The organism is Tissierella simiarum (assembly GCF_018917865.1).
GTDB classification, from domain to species: domain Bacteria; phylum Bacillota; class Clostridia; order Tissierellales; family Tissierellaceae; genus Tissierella_C; species Tissierella_C simiarum.
Genome location: NZ_JAHLPM010000029.1, coordinates 1 through 25,345 on the forward strand (window position 1 = coordinate 1; position 25,345 = coordinate 25,345).

The 25,345-nt window shown below is 29.0% G+C and carries 20 protein-coding genes, 1 rRNA gene and 2 other annotated features; of the genes, 2 read left to right on the top strand and 19 right to left on the bottom strand.

Annotation, left to right across the window (positions count from 1 at the left end; translation table 11 throughout):
• The 5 genes from KQI42_RS19740 to KQI42_RS19760 all read right to left on the bottom strand — a co-directional run.
• Positions 1-67: ribosomal RNA gene (locus tag KQI42_RS19740) — 16S ribosomal RNA — on the bottom strand; the annotation flags it as partial.
• A 496-nt stretch (positions 68-563) separates the two neighbouring features.
• Positions 564-1,472 (bottom strand): bifunctional enoyl-CoA hydratase/phosphate acetyltransferase, encoded by a 909-nt coding sequence (locus KQI42_RS19745; protein WP_246566752.1) that lies wholly within the window; start codon positions 1,470-1,472, stop codon positions 564-566.
• Positions 1,473-1,497: 25 nt separating this feature from the next.
• Positions 1,498-2,631, bottom strand: coding sequence for a tetratricopeptide repeat protein (locus KQI42_RS19750; RefSeq protein WP_216522275.1), 1,134 nt, complete (start codon positions 2,629-2,631; stop codon positions 1,498-1,500).
• Between the two features lie 17 nt (positions 2,632-2,648).
• On the bottom strand, positions 2,649-3,401 hold the full coding sequence (locus KQI42_RS19755; RefSeq protein WP_216522277.1) for a hypothetical protein: 753 nt from the start codon (positions 3,399-3,401) through the stop codon (positions 2,649-2,651).
• 2 nt (positions 3,402-3,403) lie between these two features.
• Positions 3,404-5,173: a B12-binding domain-containing radical SAM protein gene (locus KQI42_RS19760; protein ID WP_216522279.1), complete on the bottom strand. Its 1,770-nt coding sequence runs from the start codon at positions 5,171-5,173 to the stop codon at positions 3,404-3,406.
• Positions 5,174-5,350: 177 nt separating this feature from the next.
• Between KQI42_RS19760 and KQI42_RS19765 the strand changes: the two genes are divergently transcribed.
• Entirely contained in the window at positions 5,351-5,545 is a 195-nt protein-coding gene (locus KQI42_RS19765) for a hypothetical protein (protein ID WP_216522281.1), read from the top strand.
• A 123-nt stretch (positions 5,546-5,668) separates the two neighbouring features.
• Here the strand turns inward: KQI42_RS19765 and KQI42_RS19770 are convergent, their stop codons facing one another.
• The 14 genes from KQI42_RS19770 to pepV all read right to left on the bottom strand — a co-directional run bounded on the left by KQI42_RS19770 (position 5,669) and on the right by pepV (position 23,519).
• Positions 5,669-6,628, bottom strand: coding sequence for a hypothetical protein (locus KQI42_RS19770; protein ID WP_216522282.1), 960 nt, complete (start codon positions 6,626-6,628; stop codon positions 5,669-5,671).
• A gap of 9 nt (positions 6,629-6,637) precedes the next feature.
• Positions 6,638-8,338, bottom strand: a complete 1,701-nt coding sequence (argS, locus tag KQI42_RS19775) for an arginine--tRNA ligase (protein WP_216522284.1) — start codon at positions 8,336-8,338, stop codon at positions 6,638-6,640.
• Between the two features lie 41 nt (positions 8,339-8,379).
• Positions 8,380-8,583, bottom strand: a binding site (T-box leader).
• A 100-nt stretch (positions 8,584-8,683) separates the two neighbouring features.
• Entirely contained in the window at positions 8,684-11,062 is a 2,379-nt protein-coding gene (locus KQI42_RS19780) for an endonuclease MutS2 (protein ID WP_216522286.1), read from the bottom strand.
• 13 nt (positions 11,063-11,075) lie between these two features.
• Positions 11,076-13,493 carry a U32 family peptidase gene (locus KQI42_RS19785; protein ID WP_216522288.1) on the bottom strand — a complete coding sequence of 806 codons (2,418 nt, stop codon included), beginning with the start codon at positions 13,491-13,493 and terminating at the stop codon, positions 11,076-11,078.
• A gap of 5 nt (positions 13,494-13,498) precedes the next feature.
• On the bottom strand, positions 13,499-14,068 hold the full coding sequence (gene zapA / locus KQI42_RS19790) for a cell division protein ZapA (protein ID WP_216522290.1): 570 nt from the start codon (positions 14,066-14,068) through the stop codon (positions 13,499-13,501).
• Positions 14,069-14,280: 212 nt separating this feature from the next.
• The gene (gene pheT, locus KQI42_RS19795) at positions 14,281-16,674 is read right to left on the bottom strand and encodes a phenylalanine--tRNA ligase subunit beta (protein ID WP_216522292.1); all 2,394 of its coding nucleotides are present in this window, start codon (positions 16,672-16,674) and stop codon (positions 14,281-14,283) included.
• 21 nt (positions 16,675-16,695) lie between these two features.
• Positions 16,696-17,718 (bottom strand): phenylalanine--tRNA ligase subunit alpha, encoded by a 1,023-nt coding sequence (pheS, locus tag KQI42_RS19800; protein WP_216522294.1) that lies wholly within the window; start codon positions 17,716-17,718, stop codon positions 16,696-16,698.
• 120 nt (positions 17,719-17,838) lie between these two features.
• Positions 17,839-18,642 carry a 23S rRNA (guanosine(2251)-2'-O)-methyltransferase RlmB gene (gene rlmB / locus KQI42_RS19805; RefSeq protein WP_216522311.1) on the bottom strand — a complete coding sequence of 268 codons (804 nt, stop codon included), beginning with the start codon at positions 18,640-18,642 and terminating at the stop codon, positions 17,839-17,841.
• Between the two features lies 1 nt (position 18,643).
• Entirely contained in the window at positions 18,644-19,300 is a 657-nt protein-coding gene (locus tag KQI42_RS19810) for a potassium channel family protein (protein ID WP_216522296.1), read from the bottom strand.
• 16 nt (positions 19,301-19,316) lie between these two features.
• Entirely contained in the window at positions 19,317-20,660 is a 1,344-nt protein-coding gene (locus KQI42_RS19815; RefSeq protein WP_216522298.1) for a TrkH family potassium uptake protein, read from the bottom strand.
• Between the two features lie 106 nt (positions 20,661-20,766).
• Positions 20,767-21,117, bottom strand: a complete 351-nt coding sequence (gene rplT / locus KQI42_RS19820) for a 50S ribosomal protein L20 (protein ID WP_216522300.1) — start codon at positions 21,115-21,117, stop codon at positions 20,767-20,769.
• 40 nt (positions 21,118-21,157) lie between these two features.
• On the bottom strand, positions 21,158-21,349 hold the full coding sequence (rpmI, locus tag KQI42_RS19825; protein WP_216522302.1) for a 50S ribosomal protein L35: 192 nt from the start codon (positions 21,347-21,349) through the stop codon (positions 21,158-21,160).
• An 18-nt stretch (positions 21,350-21,367) separates the two neighbouring features.
• Positions 21,368-21,898 carry a translation initiation factor IF-3 gene (gene infC / locus KQI42_RS19830; protein ID WP_343231732.1) on the bottom strand — a complete coding sequence of 177 codons (531 nt, stop codon included), beginning with the start codon at positions 21,896-21,898 and terminating at the stop codon, positions 21,368-21,370.
• A 4-nt stretch (positions 21,899-21,902) separates the two neighbouring features.
• Positions 21,903-22,040, bottom strand: a sequence feature (ribosomal protein L20 leader region).
• Between the two features lie 81 nt (positions 22,041-22,121).
• Entirely contained in the window at positions 22,122-23,519 is a 1,398-nt protein-coding gene (gene pepV, locus KQI42_RS19835; protein WP_216522304.1) for a dipeptidase PepV, read from the bottom strand.
• A 141-nt stretch (positions 23,520-23,660) separates the two neighbouring features.
• Here pepV and ftsH point away from each other — a divergent pair, with 141 nt between their 5' ends.
• On the top strand, positions 23,661-25,211 hold the full coding sequence (ftsH, locus tag KQI42_RS19840) for an ATP-dependent zinc metalloprotease FtsH (RefSeq protein ID WP_216522306.1): 1,551 nt from the start codon (positions 23,661-23,663) through the stop codon (positions 25,209-25,211).
• Positions 25,212-25,345: the final 134 nt, after the last annotated feature.

A 25,345-nucleotide genomic window follows, 5' to 3' on the forward strand; every position in this document is an offset into this window, starting at 1 on the left:
GCTCGACTTGCATGTGTTAGGCACGCCGCCAGCGTTCGTCCTGAGCCAGGATCAAACTCTCATTTAAAAGTTTGATTAGCTCTTTTATTTCTCTTTGAATAAATTTCTAACTCAAAGTATTTCACACTGTTTAGTTTTCTAGGTTCTTCGTCTCCTCTTGTCGAGGCGACTTTATTACTATAACATTTTTTTAACTTCTTGTCAACACCTTTTTTTAAACTTGTTTTTTGCTTGTTTTGCTTGGTGTGACTTTATAAATCTTAACATCTTTTCTCTTATCTGTCAACAACTTTTTAGACTTTTTTTCTTGTCTTTGTTTAGTGCTGTCGTTGACGACAAGTAATAACTTAACACATTTCTAAGAAACCTTCAATTCCTTAAAATAGTCAATATCTTTTATTATCCCAATTTTTTTTAGTATTATTACTTTTTTCTTTGTTTTTTTCATTTTTTCATATATTTATAATAAAAAGCTTTATTGAGATGTTTTTAGTGACTAATTCATTCTTAAAACTCGCTTTAAATCAAGCTTCCACTGAGAATATCTACTTTTTACTATTATATTATAAGTAATTTGCAATGGCACTACCAAGAGCAATAGAATAAAGCTTAGATTCATGTGTATCTGCTCTTGATACCAATACTATTGGCGCCTTTGCTCCCATTATAATCCCAGCAGATTTACCTTCTGCAAAGTAAGTTATACTCTTTCCTATACCATTACCCATTTCAATATTAGGGACCAATAATATATCAGCCTCTCCAGCAACTTCACTTATATATCCTTTTACTTCTGCAGACTTTTTAGAAATAGCTAAGTCTAAAGCCATTGGTCCATCTACTATAACGCCTTCTTGAAATTCTCCTTCTTCATATCTATTTTTAATCTTAGAAGCGTCTACTGTAGCTTCCATTTTAGTATCAACTTTCTCCTTAGCTGCTAAACAAGCAACTTTAACTACATTTCTGCCTAGAGCTTTGGCCACAATAACACTATTGTTTATTATTTTAATTTTATCCTCTAAATTAGGTTTAAGGTTCATACCTCCATCTGTAAGATATAAGAGCTTTGAATAAGTTGGTATCTCATATACCATAACATGACTAAGTAAACTTTCAGTCCTTAATCCCCAATCCTTATTTAAAACAGCTTTTAATAGGATCGAAGTATCTACTAAGCCTTTCATAATAAAGTTAGCTTGTCCATTGGATACTAGCTTTACTCCAATTTCTGCTGCTAATGTTAGATCTTTTTCATCAATTATCTGAAAAGAGCTGATATCCAAAGCTTTTTCTTTAGCAATTTCGTTAGTTTTCTCTTTATCTCCTATTAATATGGGTTCTGCTATGCCCAACTTGCTACTTTCTACGACAGATTCCAATACTTCTTCATCATGACAAGCTACAACAGCTAATTTCATTTTAGTATTCCTTTTTACCTTTAATAATTCTTCCAGATTATTTATATTCAAAATAATTCCCCCTTTGAATTATATATTATTGTTCCATTAATATTTTTATCTTGTTTCTTTGATCCTCTATATTATTATCATGTGGATTTAATTTATAGGCAATTTCTATATCTTCTAAAGCTTTTTCAAATATACCTAATTGCATATAAGCAAGACCCCTATTAAATAAAAGTTTATAATCTTCACAATTTATATCTATACCTTGTGAAAATGATTTAATTGCTGAATTTATATCTCCTATAGTAAATAAACAAATACCTAATTCATTATATATATCTAATTCCTGATTATTTAATTCTAATGCTTCATAAAAATAATCTATGGCTGTATCATACTCTCCTAATCCTTTGTAACTTAATCCAATAAGATAAAATATTTTCCACCAATTATTATGTTTAGCCGCCAATTTTAGAAATATGTCTAATGATTTTTTATAGTCTCCATAAGTTAAATATGTTAATCCTGATTCAAACTCAACGTCATCATCAATAAGTTCTAATTGTTCTCTTATCTCCTGTAGTCTTAATTCATCTTTATCTAGCTTTAGATATTTCTTCCAAATAAGCTTTGATTTTAAAAATTGTTCAAAATATTTATAATGATAACCTAATTTATAATAAGACAAAGGATATTCTTCTGTTATATCCAATATAGATTCTAGTTCATTGGTAGATTTAATTAAAAAATCATTACCTTCTTTTTCTTTATTTGAGTCAAAATACTTTTTAGCTATTTCCTCTAAAGTCAAGGCATAATTAAATATAGCATTAACATTATTAGGATTAATAGCCTTCAGTGCCCTAAAATATATGGCTCCCTCATCATGTTTTTTTTCTTCTATTAATTTTATTCCTTTGTAAAATATATAGTCTTCAAGATTTTTATCATAAGCTTTTAATATATTCTTATATTCATTTATATATTTGAATTCTGGATCTACTCCTATTAAATATATAATTCCTTCCATTAAATGTCCTATATTTATTTCTTCTTCTACATTGCCTGATTTAATCTCTTTAACAAGAGTATCTGTAATAATAGGTAATGGAATATCTTCTTTTATAGTATAATCATTTATTTTTATAGAAGAATTTTGTCTAAGTTCTATAAAAGTTATATTGTTAGCTTTATTTTTAAAGTATTTATTAATTAAATCCATATTATCACCCACTAATTTTAGAATTTATTCATGAACATTCTTTTTCTTCTTGTACTAGTACTTAATAACTTAAATAGATGCCCCCTATATATCATAATAAAAGAAAATAATATCTGACCTAGTAAATATCTTAAAATATTTTGAATAGAAAAATCAAAATTAAAAGATAAATGAGTTGTGAATAAGTTAGTTAGAATATTTCCAGTTAGAACATACAAAATCAAATAGAATATTACATTTGGAATTAACCAATTTATCCAATTTTCTTTCATAAATTCTAGTGCATACATTATGCTCTCTCCAGCCGAAAGATGTTTTAAATATAAAGTTTCTGGTAAAGCATTTAGTAAAAATAATATCAATATACTAATTAAAGTACTTAACATATGAGAATTAGATCTTAAAATTCCTCCTAGAGCAGAAAGTATATAGCTACCTATCCAAGCTATAAAAAAAACTCCATATATTTTCCATAGAAAATATTTAAACCCCTCTTTAAAATCATCAAGTTTTATCCTATCATAATTTATTACATTATAAAGTAAATATAAATAGTTTGAAATTAAGCTGCTGCTTACTATGGCTAAAATAAACCCAGCTAAAATAAATAATACCCCTCTAAAAATTGTACCAACAACTGTATATATAGCTACATTCAGTATAGTATATATGATACCTGAAAAAATAATAATCCAATTGCTTGTAATACTGTTTACACTTTTTTTAAGTGTAGATTTGTTAATATTAAAGAAATCTTTTATTATTTCCAATTTTAAATCATCTCCTTTACTATTTCACTTATATTATAAGTGATGCATCTATTAATTACCCCTTCACGATAATTAAATAAAATATAGGTTGAATTATATTCGTCTACTGGATTATATCCTTCTTCTATGATTTTTAAAATATTTACCTTAAATCCTTCTACAATAATTTTATTTATTATCTTTTTTGTAGGTATTTCCTTATATTCATATAGGTGATTTTTTAAAAGTCTATCATCTTTTAAAATTTCATGGATATTCTTCTGGATTAAATCTTCATCTACTCTAGTGAAAAAATTAGGTATATTAGGATTTTTATTATTTATAATATAATCGTATTTAACTAACTCACTAAAAATTATGATATCTTCAAAATTTCTTTCTTTATAATATTCTAACAAAATTTCATATAACCTATTTCTACTATGAGATACCTGATGGTATCCTCTTTCTTCCCAATAAATTAAAAACTCTTCATATAAATCAAAAGGTGTTTTATAATGATTTTTTATTAGGTATTCTAAAGAGTTTTCAAAATAACCTTCATTGTAATACTTTTCAACTAAATCTTCTATACCTTTCAATCTAGTTATTTCTTCATAGCTTATATATTTACTTTCCAACACTTCATATGGAGGTACATTTAAGTATTTATATCCATATTTATCTTGATTCTTTCTCAAGCCTGAGCCCTTTAATAACTTTAAAAATCCTAGCTGAATCTTTTCTGGCTTAATATCATATACATCATTGAAAGAATTTCTAAAGGAATTATATCCTTCATATGGTAATCCAGCTATTAAATCTAAATGTTGATGGATATTTTTAAATGACTTCACCTCCTCTGTTACAGTCTTTAACTTTTTAAAATCTGTTATTCTACCTATAGCTTCTATAGTGTCTAAATTAGTTGACTGTACTCCAACTTCAAATTGAAAGAGGCCTTCCTTTACTCCACTTAAAAAGTTAAGCATTTCGTCATCTAATAAGTGAGCAGTCACTTCAAAATGAAAGTTAATATTTAATGGATTCTTTTCCATAATGAATTCCATTATTTCCATTGCATACTTTTTATTAGCATTAAAAGTTCTATCTACAAATTTTACTTGCCTCACTTTTCCTTCTATAAGGCTATCTAAATCTTCCTTCACTCTCTCTAAACTAAAAAATCTAACTCCTTTTATAGTAGAAGATAGACAAAATTCACAATTAAAAGGACATCCTCTTGAACTTTCATAATACACAATCTTATTTTCAAATTCCTTTCCTATGTCCTTATAAGGTGAAGGAATAATATCTAAGTTTTTAATTAATGGCCTTGGAGGAGTCTTAATTATTTTATTTTCTCCTCTAAATACCATTCCATTGATACTAGAATAATTTGTCTCATTACTTATTAATTTCTCCATTAATTCTTTAAAAGTATCTTCTCCTTCCCCGTAGATAATAAAATCTATAAAAGGATTCTCTTCAAGTATCTGTTCACTATCATAAGATACTTCTGGTCCACCTAATATTATTTTTAATTTAGGATTTACCAGTTTAAGAATTTCACATATTTCAAAAGTTTCTTTTAGATTCCAAATATAGGTAGAGAAACCTATGACCTCTGGCTTCTCTTTATATATTTCGGCTGCAATAAAATCCTTGTTTTGATTTATGGTAAATTCCTTTATCTCGACATCGACTAAATCTTTAACATAAGTCTGTAAATATCTTATAGATAAACATGAGTGAATAAATTTAGAATTTAATGTAGTTAATATAGTTTTCATCGTAAAACCTTCCTTTTTTTCTTGAACTACACTTATTATAACATATTCTTTTATTTAACTTATAGTATTTATAATCTTTATATCAAGACAATAATTTTGTATTTTTTTGTAGTATTGAAGGTTTTTAAGAAAAGATATAGAATATATAATAGAATAAAATATGAAAGGGGTCTATCCATGCGAGAATTTGATAAAATTTCTATTCAGGAAATGTCCAAAGATGATATGTTGTTAATTATTGAAGCCCTTGAATATACGGGTAACAATACTAAAATAAATGATTTTATAGGTTTGAAAAACAGTATATTAAAAGAATTGAGCGCTCTTGCTGAAAGTAACGAGAAAGAATTTTTAGAGTATCTAAAAAAATAAGCCTCTTTTTCGAACAAAGGCTTCTATGAAAGTATTTTAAATCAAAGGAGCCTTTGTTGAAAACCACTGAGGCATATTTTTTATATAGGAAAATATAGGTTTCTTATGATTTTTAAAAACAATCTATTTTTTAAATAAATATAATCCTGATTTCGACTGGATTAAAGAAGTTATATGATCTGCTTTAACTTGTTTTTTCACTACTTTAGATCCATTCAGCAAAGAATGATAAAATTCATCCCCTTCTTTAAATTGAAATACATCTGGTAGTATATATTCTTTTATTTTTAAAGTATTGGGATCTATCCTGCTTTTTCTAAGCTTAATCAAATAATTGCTAATATTTTTATAAAAATTAGGTAAATTACTATTCATACTTATATTATTTATATATTTATATAGAGATCTTCCTATTAGTGTATTTCCACTGTTACCTTGAAACACATTTAAACAATCTTCTAAATAAAAATATTTACTTAAAGCTATTCCGTTAAGAAGATTTAGTAGTAAAATTTTTTCTTTTTCAAAGTCTACTTTAAAGTTTCCATAGTAATCTTTTATGGGTATTTTATAATATTCTTCATACTTATCCAAATAGTCTAATTGAGAAAACCCTATTATTCTTTCTTTTATATTATCTACTATATAGTCTTCCTTATTTATAAGTAAATATATTAGATTTCCAATTGTTATAGTTTCCAATAAGGTTTTAATATTTCCTGTAGTAAATAGAACATTTTTAATAATTTCTTCTTCTATAATTTCATAGTCTTCATTAGCTATTAGGATAGGTATAATCCTAGCATATATTGTATCATCATCTTCTAGCCAATAAATACTAGGATCTATACCATTAATAGTATTTATTAAAGATTTATTTTCCCCATTTCTATAGTATTTCCATAACTTTAATTCTTCTTGAAATCTAGTATAATCTACTGTAACTCCTACTTTATCCATCATAGGAATTAAAGATTTTATCAAAATTACTGTTAATTGCGATATATAGTTGTGCTGTTGATTAGTATTTATATCTTCTTCAAATAGGCTCAACAACAGTCTTTCCATATTTAAATTCTCCATATTTTTCTCCTACATTTTATCTGGTGCTTCCATTCCTAATAGCCCTAATCCTATTTTTATTACTGTTTTTGTTGCATAGGATAACATAAGTCTAGCCTTTTTAAGGTTTTCTTCTTCTGATATTATTGGACAAGTATTATAGAATTTATTAAAAGTCTTTGCTATTTCAATTATATGTCTAGTAATAAAATAAGGCTCATTTTTTTCCATAGCATTAATAATTACATTTGGAAAATCATATAACAGTCTAGCAACATTTACTTCTTCTTCCGTCTTTAATAAACTATAATCAATGTCATCTTCTAAGTTAAATTCTCCTTTTTCAAGTAAGCTAGTGGCTCTAGCATGAGTATATTGAACATAAGGTCCTGTTTCACCTTCAAAACTTAAGGTTCTATCCCAAGAAAATACATAATCTTTAATTCTCTGATTAAATAATTCTTGGAAAATTACAGCTCCTATTCCTACTTGTTTTGCAACCTCTTCTTTATTTTTTAAATTTGGATTTCTTTCTTCAATAATATTTAAGGTATTTTTTATGGCTGTATTTAATACATCTTCTAGAAAAACAACTCTTCCTTTTCTTGTAGATAAAGTTCCATCTTCTAAGCTAACCATTCCAAAAGGTATATGAATACAATCGTTAGCCCATTCATATCCCATTAATTCAATTACTTTCATCCATTGTTTAAAATGAAGGTTTTGTTGGGAAGCAACTACATATATATTCTTATAAAAATCATAGGTTTCTTTTCTATAAAAAGCAGCAGCTATATCTCTTGTAGTGTAAAGAGTTGAACCATCACTTTTCTTTATTAAAGCTGGTGGCATTCCATAAGGCTCTAAATCTACAATAAAAGCTCCTTTTGATTCTTTCAAAATTCCCTTTAACTCCATTTCTTTTATTACCTTTTCCATCTTATCTGAATAAAAACTTTCTCCAGCATAGGAATCAAACTTAATATTTAGCATATCGTATACTTTATTAAACTCTTTCAAGCTGATATCTCTTATCCACTGCCATAATTCTAAGGCTTCTTCATTTTTATCTTCTAGCTCTTTAAACCAATATCTTGCTTCATCTCTCAAGCTTTCATTTAAATCAGCTTCTGCATTAAACTTAACATATAGTTTTAATAACTCATTTATTGGATCGGCTTCTATTACCTTTCTATCTCCCCACTTTTTATATGCAGCTATAAGCATACCAAATTGAGTACCATAGTCTCCTAAGTGGTTTATAGCTATAGTATTAAATCCTAAAAATTTGTATATTTTAAATATTGAATTTCCTATTACAGTAGTTCTAATATGACCTATATGAAACGGCTTTGCTATATTTGGAGATGAATATTCAACAATAACAGTTTTTCCCTCTCCTAAATTAGATGAACCATAGCCACTGCTTTTTTCTTTTATTTCTTTTAAAACAGTTTCTACAAGCTTATTTCTATTTATAAAAAAATTTACATATGGTCCTGCATTTTCAATCTTTTCAAAGTTTACATTATCCCCAAATCTACTTGCCAATTCTTCAGCTATAAGATTAGGTGCTTTTCTAAAAGCTTTAGCTAGCCTAAAGCAAGGAAACGCATAATCCCCCATATCATAAGAGGGCGGTATCTCGATTAAGGAAATTATTTCTTCTTCACTTAAAGTTTCAACTTCTTTACTAATTAATTTTACTACTATTTCTTTAAAGTCTAACATTGATAAACCTCCTTAGTTATAAATAAAAACTCTCATCTCAATTAAGAGACGAGAGTTTTCCCGTGTTACCACTCTTGTTGGCAAAATGCCCACTCAAAGTTTTTAACGCTACTAGCGTAGTATCCTACTTAATTTCAGATATATCCTCAAAGGTTCTATTCAAACATATCTTCTGTACTGGCTTTCACCATTTCCAGCTCGCTATAACATAGTATATGCTTTACTCTCCTTATCCCTGGATTTACTTATTTATTATTACTGTATAATATACAATATGTTGTGAAAAAATTCAATGATTAATTAATTTTACTTATAAAAAATTCTAATACTCCTATAAGCTAAGTCTTACTTAATCTCTACTACAGTCACACCGTCTCCACCTTCACCATATTTACCGGTTCTAAAGGCTTTAACATGTTTATGCCCTTTAATATATGATTTTATACCATCTCTTAAAACACCTGTACCTTTACCATGGATTATATATATTTCTTTTAAGCCTGCAATGTAGGTATCATCCAAGTATTTATCTAAATCTAATAAAGCTTCATCTAAAGTCTTTCCTCTTAAATCCACTTCATTTTTTATGGACTTAGTTTTGGTCTTAATAATATTTTTTGTACTTACCTGAGTTTTATTGGTTTCCTCAGATTCTGCTCTAATTAAAGTTGATATATGAACATTGACTTTCATAATACCTACTTGAACATTTACATTTCCATTTTCATCCGGTAACGATAACACGCTTCCCTTTTGATTTAAAGATAATACTTCAACACTCTCTCCTACCATTAAATTTTTTGGCGGTTCTTTAGATTTTATATTTAAAAGATTTTCTGATAGGGAGCTTTCTACTTGATTCAATTTTGTTTTTAATCTTTCTTGGTTTTCTTGAATTCTTCTATTTCTATCCTTCTCTATATCACTAGATATATCTCTCAGCTCTCCTACAATGCTATCTGCTTCTTCTTTTGCTTCTCTTAATATATTTCTCGCTTCTTCTTTTGCCTTTTGAAGAATCTTCTCCCTCATATCCTTAGTTTTATCTTTTTCAAAACTTAAACTTTCTTTTAACTTTTCAATTTCTAATTTTAATTTTTCTGCTTCAAATTTATTTTCTTCAATTACCCTTCTGTCTTTTTCTATTGCTTGAAGTACATCTTCGAATTCTACATTTTCTTTAGATATAAGGTCTCTGGCATAATCTATAATATAATCCTGCAATCCAAGTCTTTTAGATATTTCAAAAGCATTTGATTTTCCTGGAACTCCTATTAATAACCTATAAGTCGGACTTAATGTTTCTATATCAAATTCTACAGAAGCATTTCTTACTTTCTCTGTAGTTAATGCATAAATTTTTAGCTGACTATAATGAGTTGTGGCTATAGTTCTCACATTAAGCCTTAATAGATGATCTAAAATAGACATAGCTAATGCTGCTCCTTCTGTAGGATCTGTACCAGCACCTAATTCATCAAACAGTATTAAGCTGTTATATTCTACACTATTTAATATATCAACAATATTGGTCATATGAGATGAAAAAGTGCTTAAACTTTGTTCTATACTTTGTTCATCTCCAATATCTGCAAATATCTGATTAAACACTGCTATTTGAGAATTATAATCAGCAGGAATATGAATTCCAGATTGAGCCATTAGAGTTAATAATCCTACAGTTTTTAAAGTAACTGTTTTTCCTCCTGTATTTGGTCCAGTAATAATCAAAGAGTTAAATTCATCCCCCATATATACATCTATAGGTACAACTTTTTTCACATTAAGCAAAGGGTGACGTCCTTTTTTAATATTAATATATCCTTTTTCATTAAGTATGGGTTTAGTGCCATTCATTTCTAAAGCCAATTTGCCTTTTGCAAAAATAAAGTCTAGTTGTTGAAGAATTTTTTGATTATTTTCTATGCTTTCTAACTCTTCTGCGACCATATTAGATAGTTCTTGAAGAATACGTTCAATCTCTTCTCTTTCTTTTATTTCTAACTCACGTAATTCATTATTTAATTCTACTACAGCCATAGGTTCAATAAACAGTGTAGCTCCGCTAGAAGATTGATCATGTACTAAACCTGGTATACTTCCTCTATTTTCTTGTTTAACAGGCACTACATATCTTCCTTCTCTCATAGTTACAATACTGTCTTGTAAATATTTTTTATAATTCTGTGAACTTATTATGGCATTTAATTTATCTCTAATAGAATCATTTTTACTAATAATCTGTCTTCTAATATTTCGTAATGTTGGACTGGCATTATCAGATATTTCATTATCATTAATAATGGCATTATTTATTGAATCTTCAATATGTTTCAAAGCCCTTAAGTCTTCAACTAGTTTTTCAATAATTGGGTGATCAGATACTTTATCTTCCTTAGTTTCTTTAATGTAGTTTTTTAAGCTTCTAGAAACCCTTAAAGAATCTGATACTTTTAATAAGCTCCCAGGACTTAAAGACCCCCCTATCTCTACCCTTTTTAGTTCATAAGAAATATTATGAATTCCATATAGGGGTGGATTTCCTCTTTTCATTATTAGAGACAGTGCTTCTTCTGTTTCTTTTTGAAGATATTCTATTTCGTCCTTATTAGTTAAAGGCTTTATATTTTTTGCTCTAGTCTTGCCTAGTTGAGATTCTGCTTTTTCTACTAATTTTTCAACAATTTTATTATATTCTAATGCCTTAAACGTTTTTTCATTCATTAAAATCACCTCACTACATAACTCCTCTAAAATAATGACCTTTAGTTATGTTGTTTTCTTCCTTATACTTATCTAAAAATTCCGCTACTTCCTTATCCCCTATTTGATTTTTTCCATAATCATAATACATTCTTTGAATCATAGCTATATTCTTAGTTTCGAAAGTAAAATCTAATCTTGTCATATCTACTCCATTGTCGTATATTTGCTTTAAACTATCCAAAACTACTATAGGAACTGAATTATATATTGTAGAAAAGCCTTCCTTTCTATCCATATAAAAAACAAACCCTTTTCTATCTTTTAATCCATATCCCTTTGAAAAATTACAACTTTTACAACCTCTATTATCTTTGCACCCTTTAATTAATGCCATAGGACAATGCTTAGTGACCATAAGAGGTAAATAACCATAAACTATGGATTCTAAAGATGTTGCAGTTCTCTGACTTATTTTCTTGATTTGATTTATGTTTAACTCTGGTGATAAAGTCATGCTTACTAAACCTATTTCTTTAAGAAAATCTATTGTAAAGCTATTAAATATGTTTAATCCTATATCTCCATGAATTTTAAAGTTAAATCTTTCTCTAATATATTGTAAAGTTCCTATATTTGATACAGAAACTCCGTCAATAATATTTTCTAATGGCTTAATGATTTTTTCCAATCTATCTAAATCTTTCTGATATAGTATTTTATCTGTCCAAATATATACTTCTTTTTCCCTATTTTTCAGTCTATCTACTACTTCATTTAATCCTTCATAGAATCCTAAATATATCCTATCAAGTTTATCTAAATTCAATTGATTAAACTGATTCAAGCTATTTACCTTAATACTAATTTTTCTTTCAGGTGCTTTATTTTTATTATCAAATATAAAAAATTTCTCCTTTATTCTTTCATATTGATCTTCATCTATAGGTTTTCTATGATTAAAATTCTTATTTAGGTTATTTAAATCTTCTACTGCTTCTCGTCTAAGGTGGTTTAAAACCCTTATAGGTAAAAAAGCTCCCTCTTCTAAATTAATATTTATATTGTTTAAATAGTAAGGTGTATCTGATAATTTTGATAACTGTTCAACTATTTTTTCTTCTGTTAGTGTAATATTCTCTCCTTTTTCTACTTTAATATCAGATGATTTTATAACTATTTTTCCTCTATCTACCACTATTAACTCTGGATTTTCAGAAATGTTTAAGGTAACTTCCATATCAATAGGATTCCTAATTTTATTTTCTTCATAAGAGGATTTAGCTTTCTTTAATAAGCTTATACTAGATGTTTTGTACACTAAAGAATCTTTTAAAACATTTCCTATCTTATCTAATTTAAGTGTAGAACCTTTCTTACCGTCAAAAGGTACAGTAATCCCCTTGTATTCTCCACTAAATGTCTCAAATTCTAATCCATCTCCAGCTTCCACATTGTCTTTCAATAATACATATGTCTTATACTTATCAACTTTAGTAACTTTTCCTATTAAAATTCCTCTATTATCAGGTCTATCATAAGAAATAAAATCCCTACCAAATTCTCTAAACATCAAACCTTTTGTAAATCCTCTATTAAAAATTTGAGCTACATCCTGTTTATTCTCTAAAGTTAAAGTTTTAGATCCACTATCTAAAGCTTTTCTATAATTATTTACTACTGTAGCAACATATTCAGATCTTTTCATTCTTCCTTCTATTTTTAATGATACTATCCCAGCATTTACTATCTGCTCTAAATCATCTAAAGTATTTAAATCTTTTGGACTTAGAATATGTTTTTTATCCCATTCTTTAGAAATAACTTTCCCTTCTTGATTTACTATGGTATAGGTCATCCTACATGGTTGAGCACATTTTCCCCTATTACCACTTCTTCCTCCTATTAAACTACTCATTAAACACTGTCCAGAATAACAAACACAAAGAGCTCCATGTATAAAACCTTCTAATTCAATGGGATTATTTTCGTGAATATATTTAATTTCTTCAATAGGAGTTTCTCTTGCTAAAACTACTCTTTCAAAACCTATCTTTTGAAGAAATACAGCTCCTGATAAATTATTTATAGTCATCTGAGTACTACCATGTAAACTAAAACTAGGTAAAATTTCTCTAATTAAATAGGCTAATCCTAGATCTTGTATTATTATTGCATCCACATCTGTTTCATATAAAAATTTAATATAGTCTATTGCTTCTTCCATTTCACTGTTATCTACTAAAATATTAGCTGTAACATAAACTTTAACTCCTCGTAAATGGGCATATTCTACTGCTTCTTTCAATTCTTCAAATCCGAAGTTAGAAGCATACTGCCTAGCATTAAAAAGTTTCCCTCCTAGATAAACTGCATTTGCCCCATTTTGTACGGCTGCATAAAGGGATTCTATGCTTCCTACGGGAGCTAATAACTCCACTTTTTTATTCACAGTTGTTAAACTTCCTCCTTAACAAAAATATTCTTTTCCTTATCTAATAGTTTAATTATTTCTTCTAATTCTTTTTTTGTTTCAATTAATTCTATCTGATTATCAAATATCTTATCCTGTAATTTTTTTATCATTCCTTGACTATCTATTAACTCTTTTTCTTTTAGTTCCATAGCTTGCTGATACTTGTCAACTTCTTTTGTCAAGTCTTCATTCTTTAATTTTGACGTAAGCAGTTCATCTTTATACTGACTACAGATCTTCTCCAGTTCTTCAACCTTATTTTTTGAGTCTTGTAACTCACTAGATATACTACTATACTTTTCCATAGGATCTTTAGATTGATTTTCTAGCTGATTAAGTTCTGACTTTGTTTTATAAAGTTCATCTGCAATATTCAATGCTGCCAAAATAGCCGCCATATTTTGACATAGCTTGTCATTCTTATTAGTTAGGTTCTTTATTTTTTCATCAACATAATAAGCTAAGTTGCGTATATACTCTTCAGTTTCACTTCCAACAACTGTAAAGTTACGACCATCAATCATTACATTAATCTTTTTTTTCTCTGTCATAACTTACCATCTCCCTCATATTTTATAATACACAATAAATTATAAGTTCTTTTAATATAATTTTAATCTTAAGTACATATCAACAAAGTATTTACTAGCTTAAAAAAACTCCTCTAGAAATCTTTGTTATATATTAGTGTTAATATTCTATCTAAATATGATTTTTCCTTCTTAATTTTCAAAAAAGGAGTAGAAAAATCTACTCCTTACTTTTAACTTCTAAGTTTTGCTTTAAACTTATCCTCTAAATCTTTAATAATTGATTGTTGAATTTCATTAACTTCTTCATCCTTTAATGTTCTTTCATGAGATCTATAAGTTATGGAATAAGCAACACTTTTCATGCCTTCTGGAATTTGATCTCCAGTATAAATATCGAATAGTTCTATATTTTCAATTAATCCTTTACCATTATTCCAAATTACTTTTTCCATCTCTCCTGCTAATATGTCTTTCTCAATTACAACAGCTATATCCCTTAACATAGAAGGATACTTTGGCAAAGGCTTATATTTAAAATTTAAGTTAGTCAAATCAACGATTTTATTAAAATCCAGTTGCCCTATATAGACTCTTTCTTTTATATCATAATTTTCAGTTACATCCATATGGATTTCTCCAATAATACCTATGACGTCATCTCCTATAACAAGTCTAGCCGTTCTACCTGGATGAAAAGTTGGATTATCCTCTTCTCTTATATATTCAACATCTTTAATACCCAATCTCTCAAATACCTTATCTACTACTTCTTTAAGATCATAAAAATCTACTTTGCCATACATTCCAAGAGATAAAATCTTTTTCTCTTCAGGTAATTCCTTTACAGGCAATTCTTTAGGTACAAATATATTTCCGATTTCATATACATGGCAAATTTCTACACCACGATTATAGTTCCTGCTTAGTAAATCAAGCATATTTGGTATTAATGTAGTTCTCATAACACTATAATCTTCTCCAAGAGGGTTTATAAGCTTAATATATTTTTTTAGAGGACTATTGTCTGAAACCTTAATCTTATCATATACTTTAGGACTTATAAAGGAATAGGTCATCACTTCATTTAATCCTAGTCCCTGTAGAATAAATTTAGCCTTATCTTCTATTATTCTACCATAAGGTTTTTCACCTCTAGTCAATACTCCTACTAAAGGCTTACTAGGAATATTATGGAATCCATAAAGTCTCCCAATTTCTTCAATCAAGTCTACTTCTCTTTCTAAATCTAATCTAAAAGTCGGGATGGTTACATTAATAACTTCGTCTTTAAGTTTAGACTTTAATCCTAATCCTTCTAAATATTTAATCATATCTTCTATTGATAATTCAATACCTAATAGACTATTTACTTTATTCGGTCTTAAAACTATCTCTTTTTCTTCTTTAACATCTTTATATACATCTATATTTCCTTTAACAATTGTACCAGCATCAATTAACTCGATTAATTGACACACTCTATCAACAGCTGTTTTGCATAGATTAGGATCTATTCCTTTTTCAAATCTTGTAGATGCTTCCGTTCTTAAGCCAAATTTCTTTGAAGTAAGTCTTACGCTCTTCCCATTAAAATTTGCTCCTTCAAGAAGCACAATTTTTGTTTCTCTAGTAACTTCTGTATCAAAACCTCCCATTACTCCTGCAATAGCAATAGGACTTTTTTCATCAGCAATTATTAAGTTAGAAGAATCAAGATTTCTTTTAATCTCATCAATGGTGATAATCTTTTCTTCATTATCAGCTTCCCTTATTATAACTTTTCTACCATTAATCTTATCTAAATCAAAAGCATGTAAAGGTTCACCATATTCTAACATTACAAAGTTTGTGATATCTACTATATTGTTTATAGGCCTAACTCCAGCTTCCATCAATCTTATTTGAAGCCATAATGGTGATTCCTTTATCTCTACATCTTTTACCACTCTAGTATAGTATCTATTACATAAAGAACTTTTTACTTCTACAGAATCTATATAATTTGAGATGTCTTCTACTTCTTTTTCAATTTTAATTTCTGGTTCTTTCAATTCCTTATTAAATGTCGCAGCAGTTTCCCTAGCCATACCAATTACACTCAAACAATCAGGCCTATTTGGGGTAATTTCAAATTCAATTACTTCATCATTAAGTTGAAGAACCTGAGCTATATCCGTTCCTAAAGGATACTCTTTATCTAAAATAAATATTCCATCTCTCATTTCCTTAGGAATTACACTATCACTATATCCCAACTCTTTTAAAGAACATAACATACCATAAGAATCTACTCCCCTAAAGTTGGTTTTGTCTATAGATATATCATTGGGTAGTTTAGCTCCAACTATAGCTACAGGTATGTAGTCATTTATCTTTAAATTAGTAGCTCCAGTTACTATTTGTAGCTGCTTTTCTCCAATATCAACATTACATATCAAAAGTTTATCTGCATCTGGATGTTTTTCTATTTTAAGAATTTTTCCCACTATTACTTTCTCTATCCCTTTATTTAAGGAAATTATAGACTCAACATGGGATCCAGATAGTGTAAGTCCATCAGCTAAAACTTTAGGCTCCTCATTTAAATCAACATAATCCTTTAACCATTTTATAGGTAATAGCATCTTACTCCTCCTTATCCCTATCTAAAATTGTTTTAAAAATCTATTATCATTTTCAAATAATAAACGAATATCATTAATACCATATTTAACCATAGTAATTCTATCAATACCCATACCGAAAGCAAAGCCACTATATTTTTCAGGATCAATTCCACAGTTTTCTAAAACTTTAGGGTGTACCATACCACAGCCTAATAATTCCATACTCCAACCAGTTCCATTACAAGCATCACACCCTTTTCCCATACATTTAAAACAAGTCACATCTACTTCCCCACTTGGTTCTGTAAAAGGAAAATGATGAGGTCTAAATCTTGTTTCCATATCTTTACCAAATAATTCTTTAATAAATATATCTATGGTGTGAATTAAGTTAGCCATTGTTATATTTTCATCAACAACTAAACCTTCTAATTGATGAAACATAGGAGAGTGAGTATCATCTACATCATCAAATCTAAAAGTTCTACCAGCAGAAACAATTCTTAAAGGTGCTCCCATTTCTTTCATTGCTCTTATTTGTACTGGAGAAGTCTGAGTTCTAAGTAAAATATCTTCTGTTATATAAAAGGTATCTGATAGATCCCTAGATGGGTGATTTTCTGGAGAATTTAACGCATTAAAATTATTTTCAACTGTTTCAATTTCTGGTCCATTAACAACACTAAATCCCATACTTATAAACAAATCTTCTAATTCTTCAATTGTGGAGAGTAATGGATGCCTATGTCCTAGACTTTTCTTGTTAGTGGATACAGTTATATCTATCTTTTCTTTTTCCATCTTAGCTTTTTTAATCTCATTTCTGAACATATCTCTAATTGTAGAAATTTCTATTTCGATTTCATTTCTGATTTCATTAGCCATTTGTCCAACAATAGGTCTTTCTTCAGGAGAAAGTTTTCCCATATCTCTTAATACTAAGGTCAATTCTCCTTTTTTACCTAAAAACTTTATTCTCATTTGTTCTAACTCATCTAAATTCATTACTTCTTTAATATTAGATAAGGCTTTTTCTTTAATTTCAGTTAATATTTCCCTCATTATAAGACTCCTTTCCTATAGTCTTCATATTGTACATATAAAAAACAAGACCTATTCCAGAGAATAAAGGTCAGAATTTCTAAACTATTTATTCAATTATAGCACCTCGGACTTCAAAACTCAAGAAATATTGATTCGTTGCTTCATAGCTTCATACATAATTATAGAAGAAGCAACAGCTGCATTTAGAGACTCTGCTTTTCCTGGCATAGGTATCTTTATTAAAGTATCAGCTCCAGTAGATAATCGTTTATCTACCCCTTTTGACTCATTACCAATAATCAATACAAATCCTTCTTTAAAATCCACATTATAAATAGGAATACTTCCCTCTAGTGAAGTAGAATATCCTCTTATTCCTCTTTCTTTAATACTATGCAAAGCATTTATCCCATTAGAAACTTTATATAAAGGTACTCTAAATATTGATCCCATAGTAGAACGAACTACTTTTGGATTATATGGATCTACACAACCTTCCGTTATTATTATCCCATCAATATTGAAAGCATCACCTGTCCTAATAATCGTTCCCATATTTCCTGGGTCTTGAACTTGATCTAATAATAGTAAAAAAGGGTTATCATAATTTTCTATTTCATCTATATCTCTTAGTCCAAACCTAGCTACCCCTAATATTCCTTGAGGATTTTCTGTATCGGATATTTCTTTAAATATAGATTCTGAAACTTTAACTAGGTTTTCATCATCTTTAATTCTTTTAAAAATTTGTTGCCCTTCTGCATTATCTAATAATTGATCAGAAACAATAATATTTTTCAGAGGATAATTATTTTCTATGGCTTCTTCTATAATTTTAATCCCTTCTATAATAAAAGTTTTACTATTCCATCGTTCTTTCTTTCTATATAAAGATTTTATTTCTTTGATTAAGGGATTTCTAGAGCTGGTGATTTCTATCATTTTATTCACCAGCTTTTTGCTCGATTTTCTTAATGTCTAAAGTACTACCTATTACTACTAAAATGTCTCCCTTTGAAATAATGAATTCCCCGTTAGGTGATACGTTTATGGTATTTTCTCTTTTAATTGCCATAACATTGATTCCATATTTTGTAGGTAATCGCAGTTGCTCCAAAGATTTATTCTCCCATTCTTCAATAGCTGTGATTTCTAAGATACTATAGTCTGGAGAAAGCTCTATAAAATCTAATATATTAGTAGATACTAAATTATGAGCTACTCTAATTCCCATATCCCTTTCAGGAAATATTACTTTATCTGCTCCAATCTTATATAAAACCTTTCCATGAAGATCAGATAGAGCCTTAGCAATAACTCTCTTAACCCCTAACTCTTTAGCAATTAAAGTTGCCATTATAGAAGCTTCTATGTCTGAGCCAATACTAACAATAACTACATCAAAATTCCTCAAACCTAAATCTTTCAACACGCTTTCATCCATTATATCAGCTTGAACTGCATGAGTTACTTCTTCTGATATCTCTTGAACTCTTTCTTCACTAATATCAATTGCCATTACTTCATTGCCTAAATTATATAATGTTCTAGCTATACTTGACCCAAATCTACCACAACCAATTACTGCAAATGATTTCAATTAAAACAACTCCTTTCTATCCAACCATAATATTTCCTTCTGAAAATCTATATTGACTTACTTTTTGTTTTTGTGCAAAAGCAAAAACCATAGTTAATGGACCAACTCTACCAGCATACATGGTAAGCGTAATAATTATTTTCCCAATATTAGTTAAGTTCGGTGTAATTCCTCTAGTTAACCCTACTGTACCAAAAGCAGAAGTGGTTTCAAACAGCACATCTAAAAAAGTTGCCTTTTCTGTTATTGTTAACACTATAGAAACAATAATTATTAGAGTTATGCCTATAGTAGCAATGGCTAAAGATCTATTAATTATATCATTACTTATTCTTTTTTTATAGGCTACCACATCTTTGTTGCCTTTTATGACACCAATAGTAGTAAGAACAATAGTACCAAAAGTAGTTGTCTTTATTCCTCCTGCTGTTGACCCCGGAGAACCTCCAATAAACATTAATATTATCATAACAAAAGCTGTAGTATCATAAAGACCACCAATGTCTACTGAATTAAAGCCAGCTGTTCTAGAAATAACAGATTGAAAGAAAGAAGCAAGCATCTTCTCTCCTATGGTTAAATTTCCAAGAGTAGATGGATTGTTATATTCTATAACTAATATAATCAATGTACCTGCAACTAGTAATACAGTAGTAATTGATAATACCAATTTAGAATGTAAATGAAGTTTTCTAAGCCTTTTATTCTTTGATATATCAATATAAACATAGAAGCCTAATCCGCCAACTATTATTAACATACCAATGGTCATATTTATAATAAAATCTCCTACAAAAGGAGTAATACTATTGCCCAGTATATCAAATCCAGCATTACAAAAAGCAGAAATAGCATGAAACACAGAGAACCATATGCCCTTTTTTAGTCCATAAATAGGTATAAATCTAGTTGATAGCAATAAAACTCCTATACCTTCTATGGCAAAAGTCGATAGTATAACATATTTTGTTAGCTTAACTAATCCAGACATAGTTTCTTGGTTTAACTGTTCTTTTATTATCAATCTTTCCTTTAATGTAATTTTTTTACCCAAGATTAAAGCAACTATAGTAGCCATAGTCATAAATCCTAATCCACCCATTTGAATAAGGCAGATAATCACTATTTGTCCAAACAAAGACCAGTATTGTGCAGTATTTACAACAACTAGTCCAGTAACACATACGGAAGATGCAGAAGTAAATAAAGCATTAATAAAACCGATACTTTCTCCGTTTTTTGCAGCTATAGGTAAGTTTAAAAGAAAAGCACCAATCAATATTAAACTACCAAAACCCAGAGCCAATACTCTCGGAGGATTTAATTCTAATTTTTTTAATCTGTTTATTAATGTACCCATAATAAAACCTCCCAGATATATATATAACCAAAGTTATCATTAGATAACCGTCTATTATTTACTAAAAAAATGAAAAAAGAAAAGCTCCGTAGCCGGAACTTTTACGTTAATTACCTTTTGCAATTTCAACTAATTTTGTGAAACCTTCTGGATCATGTATTGCCATTTCTGATAACATTTTTCTATTTACTTCAATATTAGCTTTTTTAAGTCCATTAATAAATGTACTATAGCTCATTCCATTTAATCTTGCTGCAGCATTAATTCTTGTAATCCATAACTTTCTGAAATCTCTTTTTCTTTGTTTACGTCCTATATAAGCATAGTTTAATGATTTCATAACAGCTTGGTTAGCTGGTCTATATAATTTGCTCTTCGCACCAAAGTATCCTTTAGCTTGTTTTAACACTTTTTTATGTCTCTTTTTGGCATTTACTCCTCTTTTTACTCTTGCCATTTATAGTACCTCCTCGTATCCTAAATTGTGATTTTATATGTTATGGTAATAGTGAATCTATTCTTCTTTGATCGCCTTTGCTTACTAAAGTTCCTTGTCTTAAATTTCTAACTCTCTTTGGAGATTTCTTTCCAGTTTTATGACTTTTGTAAGCTTTATATCTCTTTAATTTACCTGATCCAGTTCTTTTAAATCTTTTTGCAGCTCCTCTATGAGTCTTCATCTTTGCCATGTTATTTACCTCCTTCGCTTACTCGGTTTTTGGTCCTAAATACATTACCATACTTTTGCCTTCTAGTTTAGGCGCTTTATCTATAACTCCATAATCAGCAGTTATTTTTGCAAACTCATCTAGTACTTCTTTACCTATTTCTGTATGTCCCATTTCTCTTCCTCTAAACCTTACACTTACTTTAACTTTGTCACCATCTTTTAGGAAATCCATTGCTCTTTTTGCTTTTACATTTAAGTCATGGGTTTCAATATTAGGTGTAAGTCTAATTTCTTTAATATTAATTACTTTTTGATTCTTTCTTGCTTCTTTTTCTTTTTTAGCCAGCTCATATTTGTATTTACCATAATCCATTATTCTACATACTGGCGGTTTAGCATTTGGGGCTACATTTACTAAGTCTAATCTTTTCTCTTCAGCAATTTCTAATGCTTTTTTTGTAGGTACTACTCCTAATTGACTGCCATCAACATCAATAAGTCGTACTTCCCTTTCTCTAATCTCTTCATTAATTTGAAGTTCTTTAATCTTACAGCACCTCCTAATTATTAACTAAAATATTAAAAAGCGGGTAAAAATACCCGCTTTAATTCACACAAAATACAAAGTCTTATCCTTTAAGACCTTATAAACTCACTTACCTTATGAGCCTAAGCTATAAGGTGAGAAGCGGACACTTCTACTTTAATTTCGCTATATTTAGTTTCCTAAATCATTATATGTTAAATACATTATTTTGTCAATTTATTTTTATATTTGTATTAAAATTTTACTACTTTGCTAATTCATATAGAGCATGAGCATATATTTTGGCAATCTTCATTAAATGCTCTATAGATATATATTCATCTTTTTGATGAGCTACTTCTACTTGCCCTGGGAAATTAGGTCCAAAAGCTACTGCATTATCCATAGCCCTTGCATAAGTACCTCCACCTATAGTAATTGGTTCACTTTCTAAATCTCCTGTTTGTTCTCTATATACTAGCATTAACTTTTCAACTAAGAAGTTATTTTTAGGAACATATAAAGGTTTCATATCTCCTTCACCTTCAATTAACTCAATATTTGTTCCTTCTAAATTTGACCTTATACCATCATATACTTCTTTAGCACTGCTCTTAATAGGATATCTTACGTTTATTATAAGTTTAATACCTTCCTCATCTACTTTAATAACTCCAGGGTTAAAATTGAGTTTTCCCGACACATCATCTGAAAAACCACAACCAATACCTTCACCATAATGTTTAAAAGCTATTCTCTCATTATAAACTTTTATAAAATCACATATATCACATTCTTCAGTAAGTAAGTATCCTAGGAAGTTCATTAAATAGGAGATAGCATTTTCTCCCTTTTCTGGTGTACTTCCATGAGCAGATATACCTTTAGCTATTACCTTAATTGTGTTACCATCTGTTTCCAAATATATTGTATGATTATTTCTTTCTAAATAGTCTTTTAATTTTTCTTCAACAAATCTAGTATTCTTTGTTTCTAATATAGCTTCACAATGATCTGGCACCATGTTAGGTGCATTTCCACCTTTTATACTTTTTACTATTATATCGCAACAACTATTAGTTTTAACCTTTTTCACTAAATCAAATACAATAATTCCCTTTTCTCCATGGATAACTGGGAAATCAGCGTCGGGAGTAAAAGCCATTGTTGGAGCTTCTTCATGTTCAAAATAATACTTCATGCATCCCCAGCCTGTTTCTTCGTTGGTTCCAAAAATAATCCTGATTTTTCTACTTAAAGTTGCTTCAGATTCTTTTAAAGCCTTCATAGCGTAAAGTGCTGCCATAGCCGGTCCTTTATCATCAGAAGTTCCTCTGCCGTATATTTTTCCATCATGTATTTCTGCTGCATAAGGTGGATAAGTCCATCCTTCTCCTTCTGGAACTACATCTAAATGAACTAATATACCTACAGTTTCCTCTCCTTCTCCAAACTCAGCATAACCTGCATATCCGTCCAAATTTTTTGTTTTAAATCCCATTTCCTCTGATAATTTTAAGGCTTTTTCTAAAGCTTTATATGGTCCTTCTCCAAATGGCATACCAGGCTTTTCTTCTTCCTCTACACTTTTAATGCTAATAATTTCTTGCGTCGATCTAATCATATCATCTTCATACTGTTCAATTAAATTTATAAAATTCATTTAATTCACCCCTTTTTTTAATCTATAGATTTATTATACCTTTAGATATAATTTCCTACAACTTTTTATCTATTTCTTTTTATATAAAAAAATAAAATGGTTACACTAATTTATAGAAAAACATTACGAGGTGGGGATGAATTGAAAAAGAAAAAAATACTTTTCTTATTTTTAATATTGGGATTAATGAGTTCTGCTATACTCATGTATGACAAATATTTTCCTTCTCAAAGTCTTGCTGTATTTAGAACTGGAGATAGGATTACGGTATGGGTTATAACCATTATACTTTTTATATACTATATAACTACAGAGACAAAACCACAGCTAGTACCTTCTGTTCTATCTAGTGAGAAAGAAACTGGAAGGGATAAAGATAAACCTGATGTTTCCTTTAAAGATGTGGCTGGATTAGAAGAAATAAAAGAAGAACTACAGGAAACTATTGATTTTATCAATAATTCTTATAAGTACAGAAGAATGGGAGCAAAGATTCCAAAAGGGATTCTGTTTTATGGTCCTCCAGGCACTGGAAAAACCTTGCTAGCTAAAGCTGTTGCAGGAGAAACTAACTCCACATTTTTATATGCTAGTGGATCAGAATTTGTTGAGAAATATGTTGGTGTAGGAGCTAAACGAGTTCGTACTCTTTTCGAAAAAGCTAAGAAAGAAGCTCCTAGTATTATTTTTATTGATGAAATAGATGCTATAGGTACCAAAAGAAATTTAGAATCAAATAATGAAAAAGACCAAACTTTAAATCAACTTTTAGTAGAGATGGATGGGTTCAATACCAATGAAACTGTTATAGTGATAGGTGCTACTAATAGAATAGACTTATTAGACGAAGCTCTTCTTCGTCCAGGTAGATTCGATAGACATATTTTTGTAGGAAATCCTAATGTAAGAGCTAGGGAACAAATATTGGAAGTGCATACTAAAAATAAACCTTTAGATAAGTCTATAGATATTCAAGATATAGCCAAGAAAACCCATGGTCTCTCTGGAGCTCAATTGGCAAACATTGCAAATGAAGCGGCTATAATTACTGTTAGAAATAATAAAAACTTTATAGGTATTGAAGAATTTAATGCAGCCATAGAAAGAGTCCTAGCAGGATTAGAAGTGAAAAATCCCACAGTGCTACATAAAGAGAAGAAAACTGTGGCTATTCACGAAGCCGGTCACGCTTTAGTGAGTAAAGTATTAGAAACAGATATGGTTCAAAAAGTATCTATAGTGCCTAGAGGTCAAGCTTTAGGTTATGTTTTAAAATTTCCAGATGAAGAAAGATATTTGTTAACACAAACGGAACTATTGAATAAAATTACAGGATTATTAGCAGGCAGGGCTGCTGAAGAATTAGTATTTAAAGAAATAACTACTGGAGCAAAAGATGATTTAAATAAAGCTACAGATATAGCTAGGGAAATGGTTTGTAGTTATGGGATGACTCCTTTAGGTCAAATAGCTGTTGAAGATCATTACATTAGTCAAAATTTTAATTTGATTAGAGTAGAAATTAAAAAAATAATCGATGATTGTTATAAAAAAGCCTATACTATATTGGACGAAAACGAAAAATTACTTCATGATATTTCTAATACTCTACTGGAACAAGAAACTCTTACCAGTGATGAATTAGATGAAATCTTTAAAAAATATGAAAAACCATTGGATTATGCAACATAAAAAAGAGGTAGATTATGAACTGACCCATGTCAAGTAGACAGATAATTTAATTAAAATATTATACACATATAGATGCATGGTTTCGATATTCTAAAGGAGCCATGCATCCTAGTCTTTTTTGAAATCTTTTTTCA

Excerpts from the sequence above, each read along its gene's own strand:
- rlmB (WP_216522311.1), bottom strand. The coding sequence starts at position 18,642 with ATGATAGAAATCACCAGCTCTAGAAATCCCTTAATCAAAGAAATAAAA.
- KQI42_RS19770 (WP_216522282.1), bottom strand. The coding sequence starts at position 6,628 with ATGGAGAATTTAAATATGGAAAGACTGTTGTTGAGCCTATTTGAAGAA.
- KQI42_RS19815 (WP_216522298.1), bottom strand. The coding sequence starts at position 20,660 with ATGGGTACATTAATAAACAGATTAAAAAAATTAGAATTAAATCCTCCG.
- pheT (WP_216522292.1), bottom strand. The coding sequence starts at position 16,674 with ATGCTATTACCTATAAAATGGTTAAAGGATTATGTTGATTTAAATGAG.
- pheS (WP_216522294.1), bottom strand. The coding sequence starts at position 17,718 with ATGAGGGAAATATTAACTGAAATTAAAGAAAAAGCCTTATCTAATATT.
- rplT (WP_216522300.1), bottom strand. The coding sequence starts at position 21,117 with ATGGCAAGAGTAAAAAGAGGAGTAAATGCCAAAAAGAGACATAAAAAA.
- rpmI (WP_216522302.1), bottom strand. The coding sequence starts at position 21,349 with ATGGCAAAGATGAAGACTCATAGAGGAGCTGCAAAAAGATTTAAAAGA.
- KQI42_RS19760 (WP_216522279.1), bottom strand. The coding sequence starts at position 5,173 with ATGAAAACTATATTAACTACATTAAATTCTAAATTTATTCACTCATGT.
- KQI42_RS19750 (WP_216522275.1), bottom strand. The coding sequence starts at position 2,631 with ATGGATTTAATTAATAAATACTTTAAAAATAAAGCTAACAATATAACT.
- pepV (WP_216522304.1), bottom strand. The coding sequence starts at position 23,519 with ATGAATTTTATAAATTTAATTGAACAGTATGAAGATGATATGATTAGA.
- zapA (WP_216522290.1), bottom strand. The coding sequence starts at position 14,068 with ATGACAGAGAAAAAAAAGATTAATGTAATGATTGATGGTCGTAACTTT.
- KQI42_RS19765 (WP_216522281.1), top strand. The coding sequence starts at position 5,351 with ATGCGAGAATTTGATAAAATTTCTATTCAGGAAATGTCCAAAGATGAT.
- KQI42_RS19780 (WP_216522286.1), bottom strand. The coding sequence starts at position 11,062 with ATGAATGAAAAAACGTTTAAGGCATTAGAATATAATAAAATTGTTGAA.
- argS (WP_216522284.1), bottom strand. The coding sequence starts at position 8,338 with ATGTTAGACTTTAAAGAAATAGTAGTAAAATTAATTAGTAAAGAAGTT.